This is a genomic window from Methylobacterium sp. CM6257, assembly GCF_054611515.1.
Genome location: NZ_CM137735.1, coordinates 6214067 through 6232900, shown reverse-complemented (window position 1 = coordinate 6232900; position 18834 = coordinate 6214067). Strand labels below are relative to the sequence as shown.

General features: G+C 63.8%; 14 protein-coding genes. 4 read left to right on the top strand and 10 right to left on the bottom strand.

The features are described from left to right. Window positions 1–18 precede the first annotated feature (18 nt). On the top strand, window positions 19–1710 hold the full coding sequence (locus ACYCO6_RS30335) for an aspartate:alanine exchanger family transporter (protein WP_459766315.1): 1692 nt from the start codon (window positions 19–21) through the stop codon (window positions 1708–1710). Window positions 1711–1752: 42 nt separating this feature from the next. Here the strand turns inward: ACYCO6_RS30335 and ACYCO6_RS30330 are convergent, their stop codons facing one another. The 5 genes from ACYCO6_RS30330 to ACYCO6_RS30310 all read right to left on the bottom strand — a co-directional run bounded on the left by ACYCO6_RS30330 (window position 1753) and on the right by ACYCO6_RS30310 (window position 9297). Beyond that, entirely contained in the window at window positions 1753–4077 is a 2325-nt protein-coding gene (locus ACYCO6_RS30330) for a glycoside hydrolase family 65 protein (protein WP_459766313.1), read from the bottom strand. After that, window positions 4070–4798 carry an HAD family hydrolase gene (locus tag ACYCO6_RS30325; RefSeq protein ID WP_459766311.1) on the bottom strand — a complete coding sequence of 243 codons (729 nt, stop codon included), beginning with the start codon at window positions 4796–4798 and terminating at the stop codon, window positions 4070–4072. Before ACYCO6_RS30325 ends, ACYCO6_RS30330 begins: the two co-directional genes overlap by 8 nt. A gap of 30 nt (window positions 4799–4828) precedes the next feature. Continuing rightward, entirely contained in the window at window positions 4829–7264 is a 2436-nt protein-coding gene (locus tag ACYCO6_RS30320; RefSeq protein WP_459766309.1) for a phosphoketolase family protein, read from the bottom strand. Between the two features lie 141 nt (window positions 7265–7405). Continuing rightward, entirely contained in the window at window positions 7406–7828 is a 423-nt protein-coding gene (locus ACYCO6_RS30315; protein ID WP_459766307.1) for a hypothetical protein, read from the bottom strand. A gap of 611 nt (window positions 7829–8439) precedes the next feature. Further along, window positions 8440–9297 carry a DUF4344 domain-containing metallopeptidase gene (locus ACYCO6_RS30310; protein WP_459766305.1) on the bottom strand — a complete coding sequence of 286 codons (858 nt, stop codon included), beginning with the start codon at window positions 9295–9297 and terminating at the stop codon, window positions 8440–8442. 386 nt (window positions 9298–9683) lie between these two features. On the opposite strand from ACYCO6_RS30310, the gene ACYCO6_RS30305 reads away from it, so the two are divergent. The 3 genes from ACYCO6_RS30305 to ACYCO6_RS30295 all read left to right on the top strand — a co-directional run bounded on the left by ACYCO6_RS30305 (window position 9684) and on the right by ACYCO6_RS30295 (window position 14196). Next, window positions 9684–10190: a hypothetical protein gene (locus tag ACYCO6_RS30305; protein ID WP_459766303.1), complete on the top strand. Its 507-nt coding sequence runs from the start codon at window positions 9684–9686 to the stop codon at window positions 10188–10190. A gap of 217 nt (window positions 10191–10407) precedes the next feature. Beyond that, a complete protein-coding gene (locus ACYCO6_RS30300; RefSeq protein WP_459766301.1) occupies window positions 10408–12369 on the top strand; it encodes a hypothetical protein in 1962 nt (653 codons plus the stop codon). Between the two features lie 723 nt (window positions 12370–13092). Further along, entirely contained in the window at window positions 13093–14196 is a 1104-nt protein-coding gene (locus ACYCO6_RS30295; protein WP_459766299.1) for an AraC family transcriptional regulator, read from the top strand. A gap of 195 nt (window positions 14197–14391) precedes the next feature. On the opposite strand, the gene ACYCO6_RS30290 is transcribed toward ACYCO6_RS30295, so the two are convergent. The 5 genes from ACYCO6_RS30290 to ACYCO6_RS30270 are packed head-to-tail and all read right to left on the bottom strand — an operon-like array spanning window position 14392 to window position 18829. Next, window positions 14392–14898, bottom strand: coding sequence for a DUF4142 domain-containing protein (locus ACYCO6_RS30290; protein WP_459766297.1), 507 nt, complete (start codon window positions 14896–14898; stop codon window positions 14392–14394). After that, the gene (locus ACYCO6_RS30285) at window positions 14889–15503 is read right to left on the bottom strand and encodes a NapC/NirT family cytochrome c (protein WP_459766295.1); all 615 of its coding nucleotides are present in this window, start codon (window positions 15501–15503) and stop codon (window positions 14889–14891) included. Before ACYCO6_RS30285 ends, ACYCO6_RS30290 begins: the two co-directional genes overlap by 10 nt. Before the next feature lies 1 nt (window position 15504). Continuing rightward, on the bottom strand, window positions 15505–15963 hold the full coding sequence (locus ACYCO6_RS30280; protein ID WP_459773785.1) for a nitrate reductase cytochrome c-type subunit: 459 nt from the start codon (window positions 15961–15963) through the stop codon (window positions 15505–15507). Further along, window positions 15963–18479 carry a periplasmic nitrate reductase subunit alpha gene (gene napA / locus ACYCO6_RS30275; RefSeq protein ID WP_459766292.1) on the bottom strand — a complete coding sequence of 839 codons (2517 nt, stop codon included), beginning with the start codon at window positions 18477–18479 and terminating at the stop codon, window positions 15963–15965. The genes ACYCO6_RS30280 and napA overlap by 1 nt, the downstream gene beginning before the upstream one ends. Before the next feature lie 41 nt (window positions 18480–18520). Then, a complete protein-coding gene (locus ACYCO6_RS30270) occupies window positions 18521–18829 on the bottom strand; it encodes a chaperone NapD (RefSeq protein ID WP_459766290.1) in 309 nt (102 codons plus the stop codon). Between the last annotated feature and the right edge of the window lie 5 nt (window positions 18830–18834).

Sequence of the window (18834 nt, the reverse complement as noted above, 5' to 3'; positions counted from 1 at the left end):
TCCGATCCGGTGAGAGGAGTGGCCGGGTCAATCGTTGCTCGCCGAGTCAGTGCGGGCCGCGCCGTTGTTCCTCCGGAGTGGAGGGGCCGGCGCACGGAAGCGGAGAGCTCTCCCATGTTGGCCTCACTTGGCGCGTTCATCGGGACACAGCCGATCCTCGCACTCTTCCTCACCATCGGCCTCGGCTATGCGGTGGGGCAAATCAGGGTTCTGGACTTCTCGCTCGGCGTAGGCGCTGTGCTCTTTGTCGGCCTGTTCATCGGCGCGATCGCGCCCAAGGTGCAAGTCGCCGGGCCGCTCGGGTTGGTCGGGCTGATCATGTTCCTCTACGCGATCGGCATTCTCTACGGGCGGCAGTTCTTCGAGGGGCTGTCGGGACCGGGGCGCATGTACAACCTGCTCGCAGCCGTTGCGGTCATCGCCGGCCTGCTGGTCGCACTCGGCCTCGGCGCAGTCTTTCAAATCAGCCTTGGCCACACGCTCGGCATCTTCGCCGGATCAATGGTCAGCACGGCGGCCCTGCAGGCTGCCCTCGACACAATCGGGAATCGGGATCCCTCCATCGGCTACTCCGTCACCTATCCGTTCGGCGTGATCGGCCCAATACTCTGCCTCTATTTCATATCGCGGCGCGTAAAGCCGGTTTTTCCACCGCAGCCTGCCCGCTTCCACATCGGCGAGGTCACCGTCGAGCGCCTGCCGGCTGCCGGCGCAACGCTCGGCGCGCTCATTGCGAACCTGCCGGACGGTGTGCAGATCGCTGGCGTCCGGCAGGAGCACCGCAATCAGCTGCCCGATCCGGACCTTGAGCTGCATCCCGGCGACGCGCTCCTGATCGCGGCGGATCGGGCGGCGGCCGTGGAGGAGGTTGCCTCTGCCCTCGGACATGTCGACAGCGGTCGGCTCGCTAGGGATCGCGGTGACCTCACTTATCAGCGCTTCTTCGTCTCGAAGCCGGCGCTGACTGGGGTGAGGCTCGCGGAGCTGCCTCTGCCTTCGGGCGTGCCGATCCGGGTTCTGCATGTCCGACGCTACGACATGGACCTGATGCCCTCGCCGGACCTGATGCTGGAGCTGGGCGACCGGGTTGGCATCCTCGTGGCACCCGACCACGTGGCCGATGCGCGGGCCCATTTCGGCGATACGGTGAAGTCGGCCGCGGATTTCAGCTATGTCTCGGTCGGCTTCGGCATGGTGCTCGGCGTTCTTCTCGGTCTGATCCCGATTCCGGTGCCGGGTTTGGGCGTCGTCACGCTCGGCATCGGCGCCGGTCCCCTCATCGTGGCACTGATCCTTGGCAGGCTTCGGCGCTCTGGGCCGCTCAGCTGGGTCATGCCATTGCCCGCCAATATCGTGCTACGGAACCTCGGCCTGACGCTGTTCCTGGCAACGGTCGGGATTAACTCCGGCCAAGCCTTTGTCACCACCGTAGCGCAGACCGGACCGCTGATGCTGCTGATTGGTGTGGCGGTGCTGCTGACCACAGTGGGGATCGTGCTGGTTGCCGGCTACTACCTGCTCAAAATCCCCTTCGACGATCTGCTCGGCGTCGCTTCGGGCGCCACGGGCAATCCCGCGATTCTGGCCTATTCCGTGCGTACGGCACCGACAGAGCGGCCAGACGTATGCTATGCGATGATCTTTCCCTCCATGACCATCGTGAAAGTCCTCAGCGTGCAGGTCATCGGCCTGCTCTCCATCGCTGGATGACCTCTGCCGATGCACCTCGAGCTGGATGGTCAGCGAACTGCGTCAAACATCAACGTCAGCAAGGCCCCGCATAGCTTTCGACAGTACGCTAATTCGCAGCGGTGACTGAGGTTTCAGGTTATCTGTGTTGCCTCCAACAGTGATGTCCATCGCGTCACCTTCGATCAGTGTCGCCTCGACCCCATCACCGGTGACGTTGAGCTCGACGAGCCGTCCTCTCCACCGGACCTTGAACGACAGACGATACCAGGAGGTCGGCAGCTTGGGATCGAGTTCCAACGTCTCGCCCGCCAAGTTCAGTCCCGCGATGCCCAAGATCGCGGCCTGCCACAGCCCGCCAAGCCCAGCTATCCGAATGCCGCCGGCGCTGTTCGGATCGGGATCGAGGTCAAGAGAGGCTGTCTCGCGCATATAGCGGAGTGTCATGTCCGCGTCGCCCAGACGCGCGGCCACGCGTGCATGCATTGCCGCGCTCAATGAGCTGCCATGGGCGCAGCGCGGCTCGTAATGGCGGAAATTGATCGCCGCACTCTCCCCAGGGAACTCCCCGGGCAACAAGGCTAGCAACGCCACGACGTCGGCTTGCTTGACCACCTGTGAACCTTGGGTCTGCTCACGGCCGATGACCACGTCAATCGGGAGCGCGTGGTCGGCATAGTCCGCTACGTTCAGCTGTTTCAGTGCGTGGAACCCGGCGAATTGCTCGTACAATCCTGTCGCGGGATCGAGACCGGTGACGATCCGCGCGATCGCGTCCCGCCAATCCTCGAACTCGGCGTCGTCGAGCGCAAGCTTGGCCGAAAGCGTCGCGGCGCGGTCAGGCCAACGCGCCCGCAGCACGTCCACAGCCTCCAGGGCACGAGCGATGTTCCAGCGTGCCATCACGTTGGTGAAGGCGTTGTCATCAACATCCTCATGGTACTCGTCCGGCCCGATCACATGGCGGATGTGGCGCAGGCCGTCGGCCTCGGCGATGGTTCTGGATGCCCAGAACCGCGCGGTTTCGATAAGAATCTCTGCGCCCGCATCGCGGAAAAAGTCGTCGTCACCAGTGGCGCGCCAGTACTGCCAGACCGCGTAGGCGATATCGGCGCTGATGTGATGCTCCATCTTGCCAGTCAGGATCTCGATCGGCCGTCCGTCAGGTCCCAGGACCGACTCCGGCGTGGTTTCCGCGCCGGTATCGGCCGACTCCCAGGGGTAGAGCGCACCTTTGCAACCACAAAGCGCAGCCTTCGCCCGTGCACCGGGTAGCGTGTGGAACCGGTACATCAGCAGCGCGCGGGCCGCTTCCGGCCAGACCGCGGTGTAGAACGGCAGAAGGTAGATCTCGGTGTCCCAGAAGACGTGACCGAAATAGGCATCGCCGGTCAGCCCGCGCGCGCCGATCGATACACGATCTTCGCTCGGGTTCGCGGCGCTTGTCAGGTGGTAGACAGCAAAGCGCAAAGCGCGCTGCAGGTCATCGTCGCCAGCGATGCGGATGCCCCCATCCGCCCAATGTGCATCCCAGACGGCCTCATGCTCCTGAAGGACCGCGCGCCAGCCCACAGAGGTGCTTCGTTCAAGGGCAGCACCTGCCCGCCGTCCTGGATCTTCGTCCGGCCGGTCGGCCCGAGCGACGGCCACGTAGCGAGCAAATTCGGCGACTTGGCCAGCCGTCGAGCGCCAGCGCCAGACCCATCGCAGCGGGAACGGGCGCTCGGGGCTGACCGAGGCGCCGTCCAGACACAGCGATGCGGCGCCTGCCATCGCGACGACCTTGCCCGTACCCTCGGTCCGCCAGGCACCCAGATCCTTCTCGAGACGCACCGGCTCCATACCGAGGCCAGCAAGCCCGAAGCTGGCTTCAACGCGGACTTCGACGCCGTCGCGGTCCAGCGCGATCCGCTGAAGCTGCAGTCCCACCGACCGGTCGGCCAGCGACAGGAGGCGAAGCTCGTGCCCCGCGACGGTGACCTGCGCCGGCGTTCGATGCGTCCACTCGGACAGCAGCAAGCCGCGCCGCATGTCGAGCCGGCGAATCCCGTGGAGCAACTCCCCCTCGCGGGCAACAAGCGGCTCTTCGTCGAGGATCACGCGAACCCGCGACCAATCGGCGACGGGTACGAGCGCCGGGACGGGCGGCTCGGTATTGGGCATGTCGAACAGCCCAGCGACGTAGCAGCGCGGCCATGAGGCCCAGCGGATGTAGCCGAGCCAGCTCGCCCAGGTTGGCCCTCGGCTCAACGAGCGCGCCGCACGCATGCCGAGAAAGCCGTTGCCGAGAGCAAAGCGGGATTCGACGGCGCTCTCCGTGAGCACGCTGTAGCCTTCGTGCGCCAGAACCCAGCCGGGTTCTTTCGTTGGCTGAAACACCTCAAGCATCTGCGGCGGGCTCCAGGGCGGCCCGGGCGCGCAACGTGCCCGTGGCCAGGGCAGCGATCTCGACTTGATCGAGGCTTGTCACGACGAGATCCGCCCCCGCTTCACGGAGCAGCGCCTCGTCGCTGAGTCGGGCGATCCCGAGTGACCTCATCCCGGCTGCGCGCGCCGCTGTGATTCCGGCGGGCGCGTCTTCCACCACGACGCACTGCGCCGGCGGCGTACCCACGGCTTCAGCCGCGAGCAGAAAGAGGGTGGGATCCGGCTTGCCCTTCGGCACGTCGCGACCGCTCAGGTCGGCATCGAACAGCGAGAGTAGCGTGCGCCCGTCCGGCAGTCTCAGGCGAGCCAGCATCGCAGCGGCGTTCTTCGAAGAGGAGGCCAGAGCCAGCCGCAGCCCGGCCGTCTTCAGCGCGGCAGAGAAGCGCAGGGCATCAGGAAAGACCTCGAAGCTGCCTTCCTCGATGAGGCTGTCGATGAGGGCCTGCTTCTTGGCCGCGTACTCAGCCGTCCGGGCGGCAGCCTGCGGGCCGCCGAGTCGCTCAAGAGCTGCCCGCGCGCCTTCGAGGCGCCGCTTTCCGGCAACGTTGGCCTGATAGAACGCTGTCGTGAAGCCTGTCGGGTCGGCAAACCCGGTCAGCGCTTCCCGCCACGCGCGCTCGTGCGGCGAGTTCACGAGCACGCCGTCCACGTCGAAGATCGCGGCGCTGAGTGCCGGTCTCACTGGACCCGACGCTGGCCGAAGCGTCCCTCCTCACACATTGTCGCTCTCCGTCGAGCTGGCGCCGCGCGCCGCCGGTATCTGGCTCCACGACCAGCCCGACACTTCAGGCATGTCGTCGCCGCGTCGGCAGATGTATTCTCGGTGGTCGATCAGCTTGTCGCGGATCGCCTGCTTGGCATAGGCAGCCCGGGTCGCCAGTCCCGGCACACGGTCGATGACGTCGCTGACCAGATGGAACCGGTCGATGTCGTTCATCACGCACATGTCGAACGGCGTGCTCGTCGTGCCTTCTTCCTTATAGCCACGGACATGAAAATTTGGGTGCCCGTGTCGACGGTAGACGAGGCGATGAATGAGCCACGGATACCCATGAAAAGCGAAGATAACTGGCTTATCCGTCGTGAACAGCGCATCGAAGTCGTGATCTGACAGGCCGTGTGGATGCTCGGTGTCGGGCTGCAGCTTCATCAGGTTCACGACGTTGATGACGCGCACCTTGAGATCCGGAGCATGGCGGCGGAGCAGGTCAACGGCTGCGAGAGTTTCCAAAGTCGGAACATCCCCGCAGCAGGCCATCACGACGTCGGGTTCGCTACCACGATCGTTGCTCGCCCACTCCCAAATCCCCAGCCCCGCGGTGCAATGCTTGACCGCTTGATCCATCGTGAGCCACTGGGGGGCCGGCTGTTTGCCGGCCACGACGACATTGATGTAATTTCGACTCCGCAGGCAGTGATCGGTCACTGAAAGCAGGCAGTTCGCGTCTGGCGGCAAGTAGACGCGGACGACCTCTGCTTTCTTGTTCACAACGTGGTCGATAAATCCAGGGTCCTGATGGCTGAAGCCGTTGTGGTCCTGTCGCCAGACGTGGCTTGAGAGCAGGTAATTCAACGACGCGAGCGGGCGCCGCCAAGGAATGTGGTTGCAGACCTTCAGCCATTTGGCGTGCTGGTTGAACATCGAATCGATGATGTGGATGAAGGCTTCGTAGCACGAGAAGAAGCCGTGGCGGCCCGTGAGCAGATATCCTTCCAGCCAGCCCTGACACTGATGTTCGCTGAGCATCTCCATCACACGACCATCATGAGCGAGATGATCATCCCACGGAAAGGTTTCTGCCACCCACGCGCGGTTTGTGACCTCCAGCGTATCCTGCCAGCGATTTGAATTGTTCTCATCCGGGCTGAACAGCCGGAAATTCCGGGCGTCAGCGTTCAACGCCATGACGTCGCGAAGGAAGCGGCCCATCACGCGCGTAGACTCCGCCACCGCGGCACCGGGAGCACTGACTGGAACGGCGTAGTCGCGGAAATCTGGCAGCCGAAGATCGCGGAGGAGAGCGCCTCCATTGGCGTGCGGATTCGCGCTCATGCGGCGATCGCCCGTCGGTGCAACCTGGGCGATCTCAGGGCGTAGCCGCCCGCCTTCGTCGAAAAGCTCAGCCGGCCTATAGGATTGCATCCAGTCTTCGAGAATTCGCACGTGGGCTGGATTCTCGTGCATCTCGCCCATCGGCACTTGGTGCGAGCGCCAGTAATCCTCGGTGCGGCGCCCGTCGATTTCCTTCGGGCACGTCCACCCCTTTGGCGTTCGAAGAACGATCATCGGCCAGCGCGGACGGCTCGTGAAGCCGTGATCGCGTGCACCAGCCTTGATCCGTTGTATGTCTCTCAGCACGGCGTCCAATGTGGCGGCCATGCGTTGATGCATCTCGGCCGGCTCATGGCCTTCGACGAAGTAGGGAATGTAGCCGTAGCCTCGGAAGAGACACTCAAGCTCTTCGTGGCTGATCCGGGCCAGAACGGTCGGATTTGCGATCTTGTACCCGTTCAGATGCAGGATGGGCAGAACCGTTCCGTCGGTCACCGGGCTCAGAAACTTGTTCGAATGCCAGCTCGTTGCCAGCGGCCCCGTTTCAGCTTCACCATCGCCCACGACGCAGGCGACGATGAGATCTGGATTGTCGAAAGCCGCTCCGTACGCATGCGAGAGACAGTAACCAAGCTCGCCACCTTCATGCATGGAGCCCGGTGTCTCGGGAGCCACATGACTCGGTATGCCGCCAGGGAAAGAAAATTGCTTGAAAAGACGTTTCATCCCCTCAGTATCGGCTGAAATGTTCGGGTAGACTTCGCTGTATGTACCCTCGAGGTAGGCATTCGCGATCAAGCCTGGGCCACCGTGCCCCGGGCCAGTGATGTAGATCATATCGAGATCGTGCTTCTGGATAATCCGATTTAAATGAGCATAGATGAAATTCAGACCCGGCGTTGTGCCCCAATGACCGAGAAGCCTGGGCTTGATATGGTCTTTTGTGAGAGGTTCTTTCAGCAAAGGGTTGTCGTATAGATAAATCTGGCCAACAGACAGATAATTTGCTGCCCGCCAATATGCATCGATCAGGGCAAGATCGTGCGCCTGCGCGGCGCGCTTGGGTTGCCGCCGAGGTTTAAGAATAGCATCCATTTGACTACTCAAGCTTGATGTTGAGTCTGTTATGACGCGACGTGGATGGCTTACTCTCAATGAATGCATTCGGCATCAGCATGCCGCATAGGTCCAGTCACCCGAACTCTCGATTATTTTGACGCCCGGACGCTCGGTCCTTCAGTACGAGGTGCATACCCCGGCATATGGGTCGTAAGTGGCGTATGGTCCGCAACCTCCGTAGCTGCTGCCGTAGTAGCCGGCCGCCGCGGCTGCACCCAGCCCAGCAGCGGCGAGGCCGTATCCGTACGGACGATATCCGCCCCAGCCATAGCCGCGGTATCCGCCGTAGCCCCAGCCGACCCGGCCTGCGCCCCAACCGGGCCGTCCGGCGATGGGCCCTGCCGCGCCCCAGCCGGGTCGCGCTATACCGCCGCGGAAACCGCCCGTGCGGGCGCCATGGAAGCCGCCGCCCCGGAAACCGGCACCGTGAAAGCCGCCGCCGCGGAAGCCACCGCCCCCACGGAAGCCGCGCGCGTCAGCCGCGGCGTTTGTCACGATAAGGGCGACGGCGGCCACAGTAGAGATCAGGAGAGCTTTCATGCGCTCGTCTCCTCGCCGGAGGGCACCGTGAGGCAGTGGACCACGTGGTGCCCGAGTAGGCGCCAAAGCCGCCCATGCAGCGTCAGTCTTCCTCGTAGAATACGCTAGCATCGCTCCATGTGGTTCACTTGATCCGGCAGGACAGGCACCGGTCCCGATCCGGCGCCGCGCGGGCGCTAGGAACAACAGGCGGCCAGGATTTCTAAGCCGCCATGTGCACGGGCTGCCCGCACCTGTTGAACGCGACGGCTCAAGATGTTGCCATTGAAATTCTGCGCTTACTCAGACCGGCGCAGACCTATGCGCGCTGGGCGGATATGGCTGCTTACACATTCGGCAGTAACTGATCAGTGGCATGGCGCGAGATTTCTTAAAAACTGCGCCTGCCTGCTGTTTGATGTACCACTGCGATTTTAGGAGTCTGAGTTCTATGCAGATCTCGGCGACGATCGATCTCTCAGGGCCGGCCGCCGTCAGTCACGCCTTCGGACGCTGGAGCCGGACAAGATTGAGTGCCTAGTCAGAAGCGTCGGCCTTGTTGGCATCGGCGGCGCCTGAGACACCTCGATTGGAGAGCGCCATTGCGCCTCTCGGATGCGGGTTGGCAGCTCTCATCGTGGCTCGCGCGAATGCCACGCGCGCTGGAGACGCACGCCGCGATGAGGGCGCGCGCGCAGATATGGGCCGATAAGTCTACCGAATGCGTAGGCGATTTGCTCGTACTCCTCACCGCACGACGCCGACCGTTCCTTGGGTAGATACCCTTTCGCGACAACGTCGGCGAAGCGGCGCCGATCGGAGCCGTAGGCAAGGCAGACAAGATTGTAGAACCTCTGCCAAGACGTGCCGTGCACGTCCGCGAAACCGCTTTTATCGACCGACTCCTGCCGCGCGAGTGACGCGAAGAAATACCCACTTCCGCTGATGAGATCCCGTGCGCGGTTGGGCGTGAGATGCAAAATGAGGAGGGCGGCGAGCTGGTCGGCTGCGTCTTCCTCGCGCCCGAAGATCGGGACGCGCAGTAGGTGGAATAAGGCATGGCTGGTCTCGTGCAGGAGGATCTGGGCAATCGGACCGCGGATCGCCTGCTCTCGGGTAACCCCCGCTGGGGAGGCCTTGCGCGGCGCGAGGTCGAGCACGCCCTGAGCCATCTCGTAGCACATCGTGACGGCGTAGCTGTCCGGGTCGTACCACGCGTTCGGCTCTCCGCGGCAACCTTTCAGCCGGAGCGTGAGACGGCGGGGTAGCTGCACGAGGCGCACGACCTCGCCTAGCCGGTCCAGCACGCGCTGTTGCCGAAGTATCCGATAAATCTCGCGATGTGCGGGATTGCTCGGCTGCACGTAGTTCACGACAACGCGCTCTCGCGCGTGCAGCACGGGCCGCGCATGACCGGGAGCGCCCGACAGCGCGATGGCGATCAGCGGCACGACAGCACGGGTCGCCCAGCGACAGACTCGCCTCGCCATGCCGCACTCCTCCTCAACTGGTACCTGCGTACCCACGCGTCAGTGCAGTGGATGCAGTACCCTTCTGATGCACCACCCCCGTCGGAAGACGGGATCCATGCGCGAACTAGACCTATTGGATTATGCCTTTTACGTTGCGAGCTGGCGTGCACCCTGACGCTCGGCCGGAGGAAAGCATTTCGGCTGCAGGGAGCACTGCATTTCGCTGCTGGCCAAAGCTATAGTCAATATTGCGGTGCACAAGATTGCGCAGCCGTAAGCTTCAGGAAGATAGATAAGTCTGCTTTGATGTTCGTCCCATTTGATCAAGTGGGCCGCGAACATTTTGTTAACAATCGCCGTTTGCGGAGCTGATGGACGTGAAAGATGCCTATCAGGATACCTGCATGGAGATCGTCGACCGGCGTGCTTGGTCAATGATGGAGGGGCTCGGGCTCCAGCTCACACCCGATCCGAATTACAATACCTATTACGGGATGGTCGATTTCGAGTTCTGGGCCCACAATGACATTGGCGAGGAGGCCGTGGCATACCTCAAGTGCAACGTCGATCCGCTCGACCTCGCCTTCCGGCTGGCCGAGGTCCACGGGACCGTGCTGCTCAATAGCGGAGGTTCGAAGCGCCCGACTGGTCCCTGCCGGTGTCCTTCGCCAATCTGGCTGAAGAGGTTGACGCCGATATCGGACGTGGCTTGGATGCCGTGGTCCGTGGCTACCGAGACACCTGTCAGGCCGCCAAGCGTGCAAAGGTGCATGCGGAGGGGGGCGAGCACGTTCCGGCCGAGTGACGTTCCCTTCGTCTCGGGCGCCCGTGTCGCGCGGCCTCGGGGACTTGCGAATCTCATCCTTGGACCGCTCCGAGAAGATCAAGGCGTCGATGATGGCTTTCGTTGATGACGCGAACGCCGCGGCTAGGTCTCCGTCTGCCGGGCTCCGCTCTTTTCGCCGCGCCGGCTTTGCACGACACATGCTCGTGGTTGCGCTTCTGCACCTCGGAGTTCAGGCCGCTTCAGCAAGGACGATCTACGTCACACCCGCGGGCAGCGGCCCGGGATACGATGCAGACGGCCGAACAATTACCCCCCACACGGAAGCCTTCTCGACGGAGGCGATGCGGGGATTGAAGCCGGGAGACGTCGTTCAACTCCTCGCCGACAGCCCGGATCCAGGCGTGGCGACCCTCTACCGCAAGCGGGTCGAGCTGTCCGGACTGGGAGGACAGGACACGCCGCCGGTTCTGATCAGGGGGCTCGGTCAGCGCACACGCCTGGTCGGGCGCACGGTCGAGGAGATCCGCGGCTGCCCGATGCCGAAGGATGACGTCGAGCAGGCCTGCGGCGGCCTCACGACAGCACTCGCCGCACCCCGAGCGCCGGATCTCCTCCGCGCACTGACCATGCCAACCCGGGCCTTGGCAGGAGAGCATGAGCGCCGCCGCTCGCGCCTCGCTGTGCCGATCGGGCGCGCCGGGCGGCTCGCTGAGGCGGCCTGCCTCGACATCGACCGAACCGACGGCGTCACGATTGAGGACCTGACGTTCCAAGATTGCTGGCTCGCAGCCGTTCGCGCGATCGGCAGCCGCCGCGTTACGCTGCGCCGCTCCTTGGTGATCGGGAGCAGCTACGGCCTCGCGGCGCGCGGCAGCCGGGAGCGCCCCACTCACGATCTCGTGGTCGAGGACGTCACCTGGGTGCAGGACGCGAGCGGCTTCGATACGTCCGCCCTGAGGCGCGCGGGACCGTTCCGCTGCGGTGATGATCGAGTCAGTCCGCTCGGTTGCCCGGGCCTGCTCTGGCGGAGCATTCCCTGGGGCGTGAGTCACCACGGCGTCTACGACCACTTCAACGGTGCACTCCTGGGCGGCTCCGACGTGCAGGGCCCGATCATCTTCCGCCGCAACACGGTCCTTTCAGCCTACAACGGCGTCCGGCTGAAGGCCACCGCCTGTGAGGACCTCAAGTCCTCGGTCCTGTCCCCTGAGACCTGCCCGTTTAACCAAGACATCTGGATCTACGACAACCTGTTCGCGTACGTGCGCGACAATCCGGTCGAGCTGGAGACCTGGGCGACGGACGTTCGCATCTATCGCAACCGAATCGTAAATTCCCACGCGTGGCTCTCGTTCGACGACATGGGCGGCGGTCCGGTCTATGTCTATGGCAATCGCGGCTGGTTCGACGATGTCCCGGCGATCGACTTACCCGGACATTCATCTTTCCCGCCGCCCTGCACACGCCAGCCCGTCGAGAAGCCGGCCGCGGGCGGGGCATTCGACCCGCGGCTCGACCGCCGCTACGACTTCGCACGCGCCCGTTGGTTGCCCGTCGGAGTCGAGAGCGTCGCGCCGTCCGGTGAGGTCACCTGGATGGATCCCCTTGATCAGACCTGCGAGGCTGGCCTCCAGGGCCGGGTCGTCAAGCTCGCGCTGCCGCCGCGGGATGCGGAGCCCGGGACCTACCGCTACGCGGAGCACGGCCCAATCTACCTGTTCAACAACAGCTGGTATCTTCGCTCGCCTGTGACCGGGATCGGCGCGGCCGCGAACCTCAGGCACTGGAACAACGCCCTCTTGTTCTGCGAACAAGGCGCGCCCGGCTACGATCCGGAGCTGTGTCGGCCGAGGCCCGAGACATTCGATGCGAGCACCTGCGGACGCAGCGTGGTCGGCGGGGACGGTCTCGTCCGCTATCTCGGCGAGACCGGAACGCTGCCGTTCTTCGACTGCTTCCGGTGGCTGCCCGTCGACGAACAGGGGCGCAGTCTTCCCGCGCTCGCGAGCGTGTTCGACTACGACGTCAGCAGCAACGGCTTTCCTGTCGTGCTCAAGCAAGAGCGCGGGATTGAGTCCCACGGACGTACCGGCAGGCCCGGCTTCACGGCGCCGGAGAAAGGGGACTTCCGTCTCGTCCCAGGAGCACTAGCGGCGACTGCAACGTGCGGGGTCGCGGAGGAGCCCGGTCATGACCTCGTCTGCGCGGAAGGTGAGGGGGGCAACGCCTTCGCCGGCGCGGTCAATCCCGACGGCCACCTATACGAGGGGCCCGGCTCGGCACGATTCCGTCTTCCGGAATAGGTTTCGCATTGCGGCCGCGCTGTACGGTGGTGCCGCTTCGGCGCCCTTCTGCCAGTCCGCAGTTCCATTCCGTCTCGTCCGCGATTAAGCGGCCGAATGGTGCTCCGACCCATGTCGGTTTTATTGGGGCACCCGCCGCAAGATGGACCAACTGCTTTCGGCCACTTTCTGCCATCCGGGTTGCGCCAAGGGCCGACATTAGGCGACTGCGGCCTGAAGGACCGGTTGCGGCCCCTTGCGGAACTTGGAAACGTTTGTTCTCGGGCAGTTCGGGTCAACGGCCCTGAATGACTGGGTCTGGCCGCAAGCCGCTCGTCCGCTTCTGGCGATCAAAACGACGAAGCGGACATTCGATGCGGCTTCGTCACCGTCTTGAAATATTTTCAGCCGAACATCCAAGCCACTGTCGATTAAAGGCCCGGATCGGTTCGGGCGAGCACGCATTCATCTACCTTATCGCAATGGGATACTCCTCCGCTGACAGCGGAGCTTCGTCGGCTGGATGTTGTGGAGTGCCTTCTTGCCAACCTGCCGTGGGCCGATGTCCCATTCGATCAAGTCCACTGTCTTGCCCTAGGTTACGGCTATGCTTGCGCCTGTATTGGCGCTCTAACAGGGGGGGGGCCCATGACCTCTTCTGTGACAGCAGGCTCGCCTGGACACTCACGTTGGACAGCGGGAACCGGAGGTCCCGGCGCAATCGGGGAGCGGCTCCCCGTTGCCTTGAGCCGTCCCGGAATCGGGCACGCGATTTACACCGCCATTATTGAACTCGGTGCCGATCCAGGCGACCTCCTTACCGAGTTGGGGCTTGATCCCAGGCTCTTCGACGGCAGCAACCGCGTTCCCTATGTCGCCCTCAGCCGCCTGATCACCCTCGGAGCCGAACGGACGAACTGTCCTCATCTCGGGCTTCTCGTCGGCCAGCGCGTCACCCTGGCATCGCTGGGGCAGCTCGGCGTGCTGATGCGCCACTCGGACACCGTCGGTGACGCCTTGCGGGCTCTCGAAGCACACTCTGGCAAGCAGAACTGGGGCGCGGTTATCGGGCTCGGCACCGACAGCGACGTCACCGCCCTGAGCTACGCCCCCTATGGTCCGGAAGCCGAGAGCGCTGCCATCCATTCGGAGAGAGCGCTCGCCACACTGACCAACATACTTCGGACGTTTTGTGGGGCTGACTGGGCTCCGGAGGAGGTCCTGCTGCCACGCTCGAAGCCACGCGACACAGTCGTCTACGGCCACTTCTTCCGAGCGCCTGTCCGATTCGATCAAGAGGCGGCCGCCTTGGTGTTCCCAGCCGACCTTCTTGAGCAGCCCATTGCCGGTGCAGACCTGACGGTCCGCCAGAGCGCAGAGGACCACGTCCGCCAGCTTGAGGGCGATCAGGCGTCCAATTTTACGGATGAGCTTCGCCGCTACCTCCGGACTCAGGTGACCCGACAACGCTGCCATGCGGAGCGCGTCGCGTGCATGCGGCTGCTCACGCGACGCACGATGAGCCGCCGCCTGAAGGCCCAGGGAACGACGTTCACGAGGCTCGCGGACGAGGCGCAGTTCCAAGTGGCAAAGCAGCTCTTGGCCGACACCAGCATGAGCGTGACGCAGATTTCGGCAGTGCTGAATTTCTCCGAACCCGCCGCCTTCACCCATGCTTTCCGGCGCTGGTCAGGCATGACGCCGAGTGCGTGGCGACGCGAGAACCAGCCGGCCCAAGCGGCTCGACCCCCGAACCCTCAGAACCCGCCAGAACAGTCAAGCCCGTTGTGGCGGACAAAGCCTCCTCAGACGTCCGCTATGGTTCCGTCAGCGGCCCCTTGTAGATGACAGCCAAGACATCTCCAGTCATCCTGTTTGCCAGGCAACATCTACCACCCCATCGTGAATCCCCGGCCTGGACTTATCACCCGAGCAATGCTCATCCTGAGTCGAAGGCCGGCCGGTCAGGTAAATCGCGCTTATCGATATGCCCGCCGTCGTTCAGCGTTCTTGCTCTCCTTGCCTGCACAAAACGGCAACATATCAGGGCGCGATTGCCGCGAGTTCAGTTTGAGCCGCCTTGTTGAGCTCGCGAATAGTTGACAATGTTGCCGCCGCATAATCGCGGATCTGTTGCGCTTCTGACCGTGCAGCATTCTCGTAGACAGCAATCTCACGGCCGAGGGCCTGCGTCTCGACCTCCGCGTAGCGTCGGGAAAGCGCCAAATAGTCCAGAGGCTCGATGTTCTCGACGATGCTTCGCAATTCAAGGTCGAGCGTGTCCCGCACCGTGACCCCGGTCGTTCCCGCCAACCGGGCGAGCTCCGGCACCTGAGACGCTCGGAAGTCGCGGACCCGTTCGGCCAGGGCCTTGATACCGGGCCGCGGATCCTTGGCTGCGGTAATGCGCGAGATCTGGGCCTGGAACAGAGCAGACGCGTAGGCGGCCTCAATGAACCGGCTCGCCACCTCATCCGCATGCGGCCTGGACACGCCCACGGCCCAGAAAGCCAATGCCGCGAAGGCCATCCAGCGCCCGGTCACTGCCATCCCGGAACCCCTTGCATGTTGGGCAGCTTGTGAGCGATGCCCTTGTGGCAATCGATGCATGTCTTCTGGCCTGTAAACAGGTCCTTCTCATGAGCTGCCGCCGCCCGCGGGTTCTGCTTCGACACGTCCATCGACTGAGCGCTGTGGCAGTTGCGGCATTCCAAAGAGTCGTTGGCCTTCATCCGCGCCCATTCATGTTCCGCCAGGCGATGGCGCAGGTCCAGGAACTTGTCGCGTGTATCGATAGAGCCGAAGATGTGACCCCAGACCTCCTTGGAGGCCTGCATCTTACGCGCAATCTTATCGGTCCATTGATGAGGCACGTGGCAATCAGGACAGGTCGCGCGAACGCCCGAACGGTTGGTGTAGTGGATCGTGCCCTTGAGCTCCTCGAAGACGTTCGTCTTCATCTCGTGGCATGACGTACAAAACTTCTCAGTGTTGGTGTGCTCCAGGACCGTGTTGAAGCCCCCCCAGAATAGGACCCCGGCGATGAAGCCGCCGAGCGTCAGGAAAGCAAGCGACAGGGTGACGGGGGGACGCGTGGCCGTACGCACCCAGGGATTTAGCCAGAACCAGGTCCACGCCCTCGCGATAGCCGCCATCTCAGCGCCCCCGGGGCTCGCGCTCGACGAGAGCATCCATGTCGACGAAGGTGTTCGGGACGAGCGGCTTCGCTCCAGTCTGCGGCACGTGGCAGGCAAGACATGAGTAGCGACGCGGCGAGACCCCGCCGAGCGTATTCCCTTCGCGGTCTTGGTAGTGCGTGACGCTGATCATCGGCGCCTGCGACTGCTCGGTGAACTTCCGGGCGTGACAGGTCAGGCACTTGTTCGCGTTGAGGTCGAGCGCATAACCCTCAATGGCGTGCGGGATTAGGGGAGGCTGGTCCGGGTAGTTGCGCTTGCGACGAACGTCATCGGTGACCTGCCGCTGCATCGGCGGGGCTGGCGTTTCCTTGGTGAACGGGTCCGGGCCGGTCAACCGGGGAGCTTCTTGCGCGAATAGGGCTCCCGCGACGAGGCACGCCGAGCCGGCGCAGGCGGAGAGCAGGAGACGACGCATCATTCCGCTCCGCGCTCGGTCATGGCGACGGCGATTACCTTGACGGCACACTTCTTGAAGTCGGTCTGCTTCGAGATCGGGTCCGTCGCGTCCAGGGTGGCCTTGTTGATCAGCTGGCTTGCGTCGAAGAACGGCACAAAGATACGCCCCGGCGGCATCTTGTTGCGTCCCCGTGTCTCGACCCGGGAGCGGATCTCACCGCGTCGGGACACGATCCGAACCTCCTGCCCACGACGGAGGCCGCGCTGCTGCGCGTCATCGGGATGCATGAACATCACGGCGCCAGTGAAGGCCCTATAGAGCTCCGGCACCCGCATGGTCATCGAGCCCGAATGCCAGTGCTCAAGGACGCGGCCCGTGATTAGCCAGAGATCGTAGTCCTGGTCCGGCGCTTCGGCCGGCGGCTCGTAGGGTGCCGCCATGACGACCGCCCTGCGGTCGGGGTTTCCGTAGAACTGCCAGCCAGTTCCCTTCTCGACGTAGGGGTCATGTCCCTCGCGATAGCGCCAGCGCGTCTCCTTGCGATCGACGACGGGCCAGCGAAGACCGCGGACCTCGTGGTAGAGGTCGAAGGGCGCTAAGTCGTGGCCGTGGCCGCGCCCGAACGAGGCGTACTCCTCGAACAGGCCCTTCTGGATGTAGAAGCCGAACTGCTTCGCTTCGAAATTCTCGTGGTCCGCCACGACCTCATCCAGGCCGAAACGGTCGACGCTGCCGTTGCGCCAGAGCACGTCGAAGAGGGACTTGCCCTTGTACTCCGGATGGGCGGCCAGGATCTCCGGCGCCCAGACCTCGTCGGTGGTGAATCGCTTCGAGAATTCCATCAGCTGCCAGAGGTCCGAGCGTGCCTCGCCAGGCGCGTTGACGAGCTGGCGCCACATGTGGGTTCGGCGCTCGGCGTTGCCGTAGGCACCCTCCTTCTCCACCCACATGGCCGTGGGCAGCACGACGTCCGCGGCCATCGCGGTCACGGTCGGGTAGGCGTCCGAGCAGACGACGAAGTTGGCCGGGTTACGGTATCCCGGATAGGTCTCGGTATTTGTATTCGGAGCCGTCTGCAGGTTGTTGTTGCACATGATCCAGTAAGCGTTGAGCTTACCGTCCTTGAGCATGCGGTCCTGCTGCACGGCATGGTAGCCGATCTCGCCGTTCAACAAGCCGGGAGGTATCTTCCAGATCTCCTCGGCTTTCTTGCGGTGCTCGGGGTTGTTGACCTGCATGTCCGCGGGTAGGCGGTGCGAGAAGGTGCCAACCTCGCGGGCCGTCCCGCAGGCCGACGGCTGCCCAGTCAAGGAGAAGGGGCTGTTCCCGGGCTCTGAGATCTTCCCGGTCAGCAGATGGATGTTGTAGACGAGGTGGTTCGCCCAGACACCGCGGACGTGCTGGTTGAAGCCCATCGTCCAGAGCGACATCACTTTGGTCTTCGGGTCGGCGTACATCTTTGCGAGCGTCAACAGCCGCTCCCTCGACACCCCGGTCAGTTCGGCGGTCTTTTCGAGGGTGTACTCTCCCACCATCCGGGCATAGGCATCAAAGTTCGACGGTTGCGAAGCGGCGGCCTCGTTGGCGTGCGTGGCGCGCTGTTCCAGCACGTGCTCGGGCCGCAGGCCGTAGCCGATATCCGTGTTGGCAACCCGGAAGTTCACGTGACGCTGGACGAAGTCGCGGTTCACAGCGCCGTTCTGGATGATGTAATTCGCCACGAAGTTCAGGATGGCGAGGTCGGTCCCAGGCTGGAAGATCAGAGATTGATCCGACAGCTCGGTCGTGCGGTGCTCGTAAGTCGAGAGCGTCGCGATGCGGACGTGCGGTGCGCTCAGGCGGCGGTCGATGACCCGCGTCCACAGGATCGGGTGCATCTCCGCCATGTTCGAGCCCCAAAGCACGAAGGCGTCGGCATGCTCGAAGTCGTCGTAGCACCCCATCGGCTCGTCCATGCCGAAGGTACGGATGAAGCCGACGGCGGCCGATGCCATGCAGTGGCGCGCATTCGGATCGAGGTTGTTCGACCGGAAGCCAGCCCGCATGAGCTTGGTCGCCGCATAGCCCTCGAAGATGGTCCACTGGCCCGAGCCGAACATGCCTACGGCCTTGGACCCTTTGTCACGTAACACCCGCTTCCACTGCTGGGCCATTTCGTCGAAGGCTTGGTCCCAGGAGACCGGCTGCAGCTCGGCGTTCTTGTTGAACTTGCCGTCGCGCACCCGCATCAGTGGCCGCGTCAGCCGGTCCTCGCCGTACATGATCTTCGAGAGGAAATAGCCCTTCACGCAGTTCAGGCCGCGATTGACCTCAGCCTGCATATCGCCGTGCGTCGCCACCACGCGGCCGTCCTTCACCCCGACCATCACGCCGCACCCTGTGCCGCAGAAGCGGCACGGCGCCTTCGACCATTTGAGGGCGATGTCCTCGCCGGCCGCGAGGTTCTGCGCCTCGGCCGGGAGGTCGATACCGGCGACAGCCGCCGCCGCCGCTGCGGCCTGGGCCTTGAGCACGGTCCGACGAGACACGTCCATGATCGACTCCTGGGTACGGGGGCGTCGCCGGCTGGCGCGCCTCAGTCGAAGCGGTGGTAGACGAGCGCGGTGGAGAGGACGCCGGGAAGCTCCCCGATCTCGCCCAGCCGCCGCACGACGTCGTCCTCGGTCGGGGTCTCCAGGGTGGCGACAATCTTCCCGACTGGGCTGTCCCCGTGCACGTCTAGGCCCGGTATTGCCCTAAGCGAGGCCAGCACCGCAGCTAGCTGCTCGGGTCGAGCGTGGACCACCAGCCCGCTGACATGGTGTTCGCCACCTGCACCGAGACCAGTGGTTTGACGGCCGCCCAGCAGGTCCCGTCGGGACCAAGACGCTTGTTCACGCGCCATCACTT

Excerpts from the sequence above, each read along its gene's own strand:
- ACYCO6_RS30285 (WP_459766295.1), bottom strand. The coding sequence starts at position 15,503 with ATGGCGGCTATCGCGAGGGCGTGGACCTGGTTCTGGCTAAATCCCTGG.
- ACYCO6_RS30270 (WP_459766290.1), bottom strand. The coding sequence starts at position 18,829 with ATGGCGCGTGAACAAGCGTCTTGGTCCCGACGGGACCTGCTGGGCGGC.
- ACYCO6_RS30300 (WP_459766301.1), top strand. The coding sequence starts at position 10,408 with ATGCGGGGATTGAAGCCGGGAGACGTCGTTCAACTCCTCGCCGACAGC.
- ACYCO6_RS30280 (WP_459773785.1), bottom strand. The coding sequence starts at position 15,963 with ATGCGTCGTCTCCTGCTCTCCGCCTGCGCCGGCTCGGCGTGCCTCGTC.
- ACYCO6_RS30305 (WP_459766303.1), top strand. The coding sequence starts at position 9,684 with ATGGAGATCGTCGACCGGCGTGCTTGGTCAATGATGGAGGGGCTCGGG.
- ACYCO6_RS30315 (WP_459766307.1), bottom strand. The coding sequence starts at position 7,828 with ATGAAAGCTCTCCTGATCTCTACTGTGGCCGCCGTCGCCCTTATCGTG.
- ACYCO6_RS30320 (WP_459766309.1), bottom strand. The coding sequence starts at position 7,264 with ATGGATGCTATTCTTAAACCTCGGCGGCAACCCAAGCGCGCCGCGCAG.
- ACYCO6_RS30290 (WP_459766297.1), bottom strand. The coding sequence starts at position 14,898 with ATGGCAGTGACCGGGCGCTGGATGGCCTTCGCGGCATTGGCTTTCTGG.
- ACYCO6_RS30330 (WP_459766313.1), bottom strand. The coding sequence starts at position 4,077 with ATGCTTGAGGTGTTTCAGCCAACGAAAGAACCCGGCTGGGTTCTGGCG.
- napA (WP_459766292.1), bottom strand. The coding sequence starts at position 18,479 with ATGGACGTGTCTCGTCGGACCGTGCTCAAGGCCCAGGCCGCAGCGGCG.
- ACYCO6_RS30310 (WP_459766305.1), bottom strand. The coding sequence starts at position 9,297 with ATGGCGAGGCGAGTCTGTCGCTGGGCGACCCGTGCTGTCGTGCCGCTG.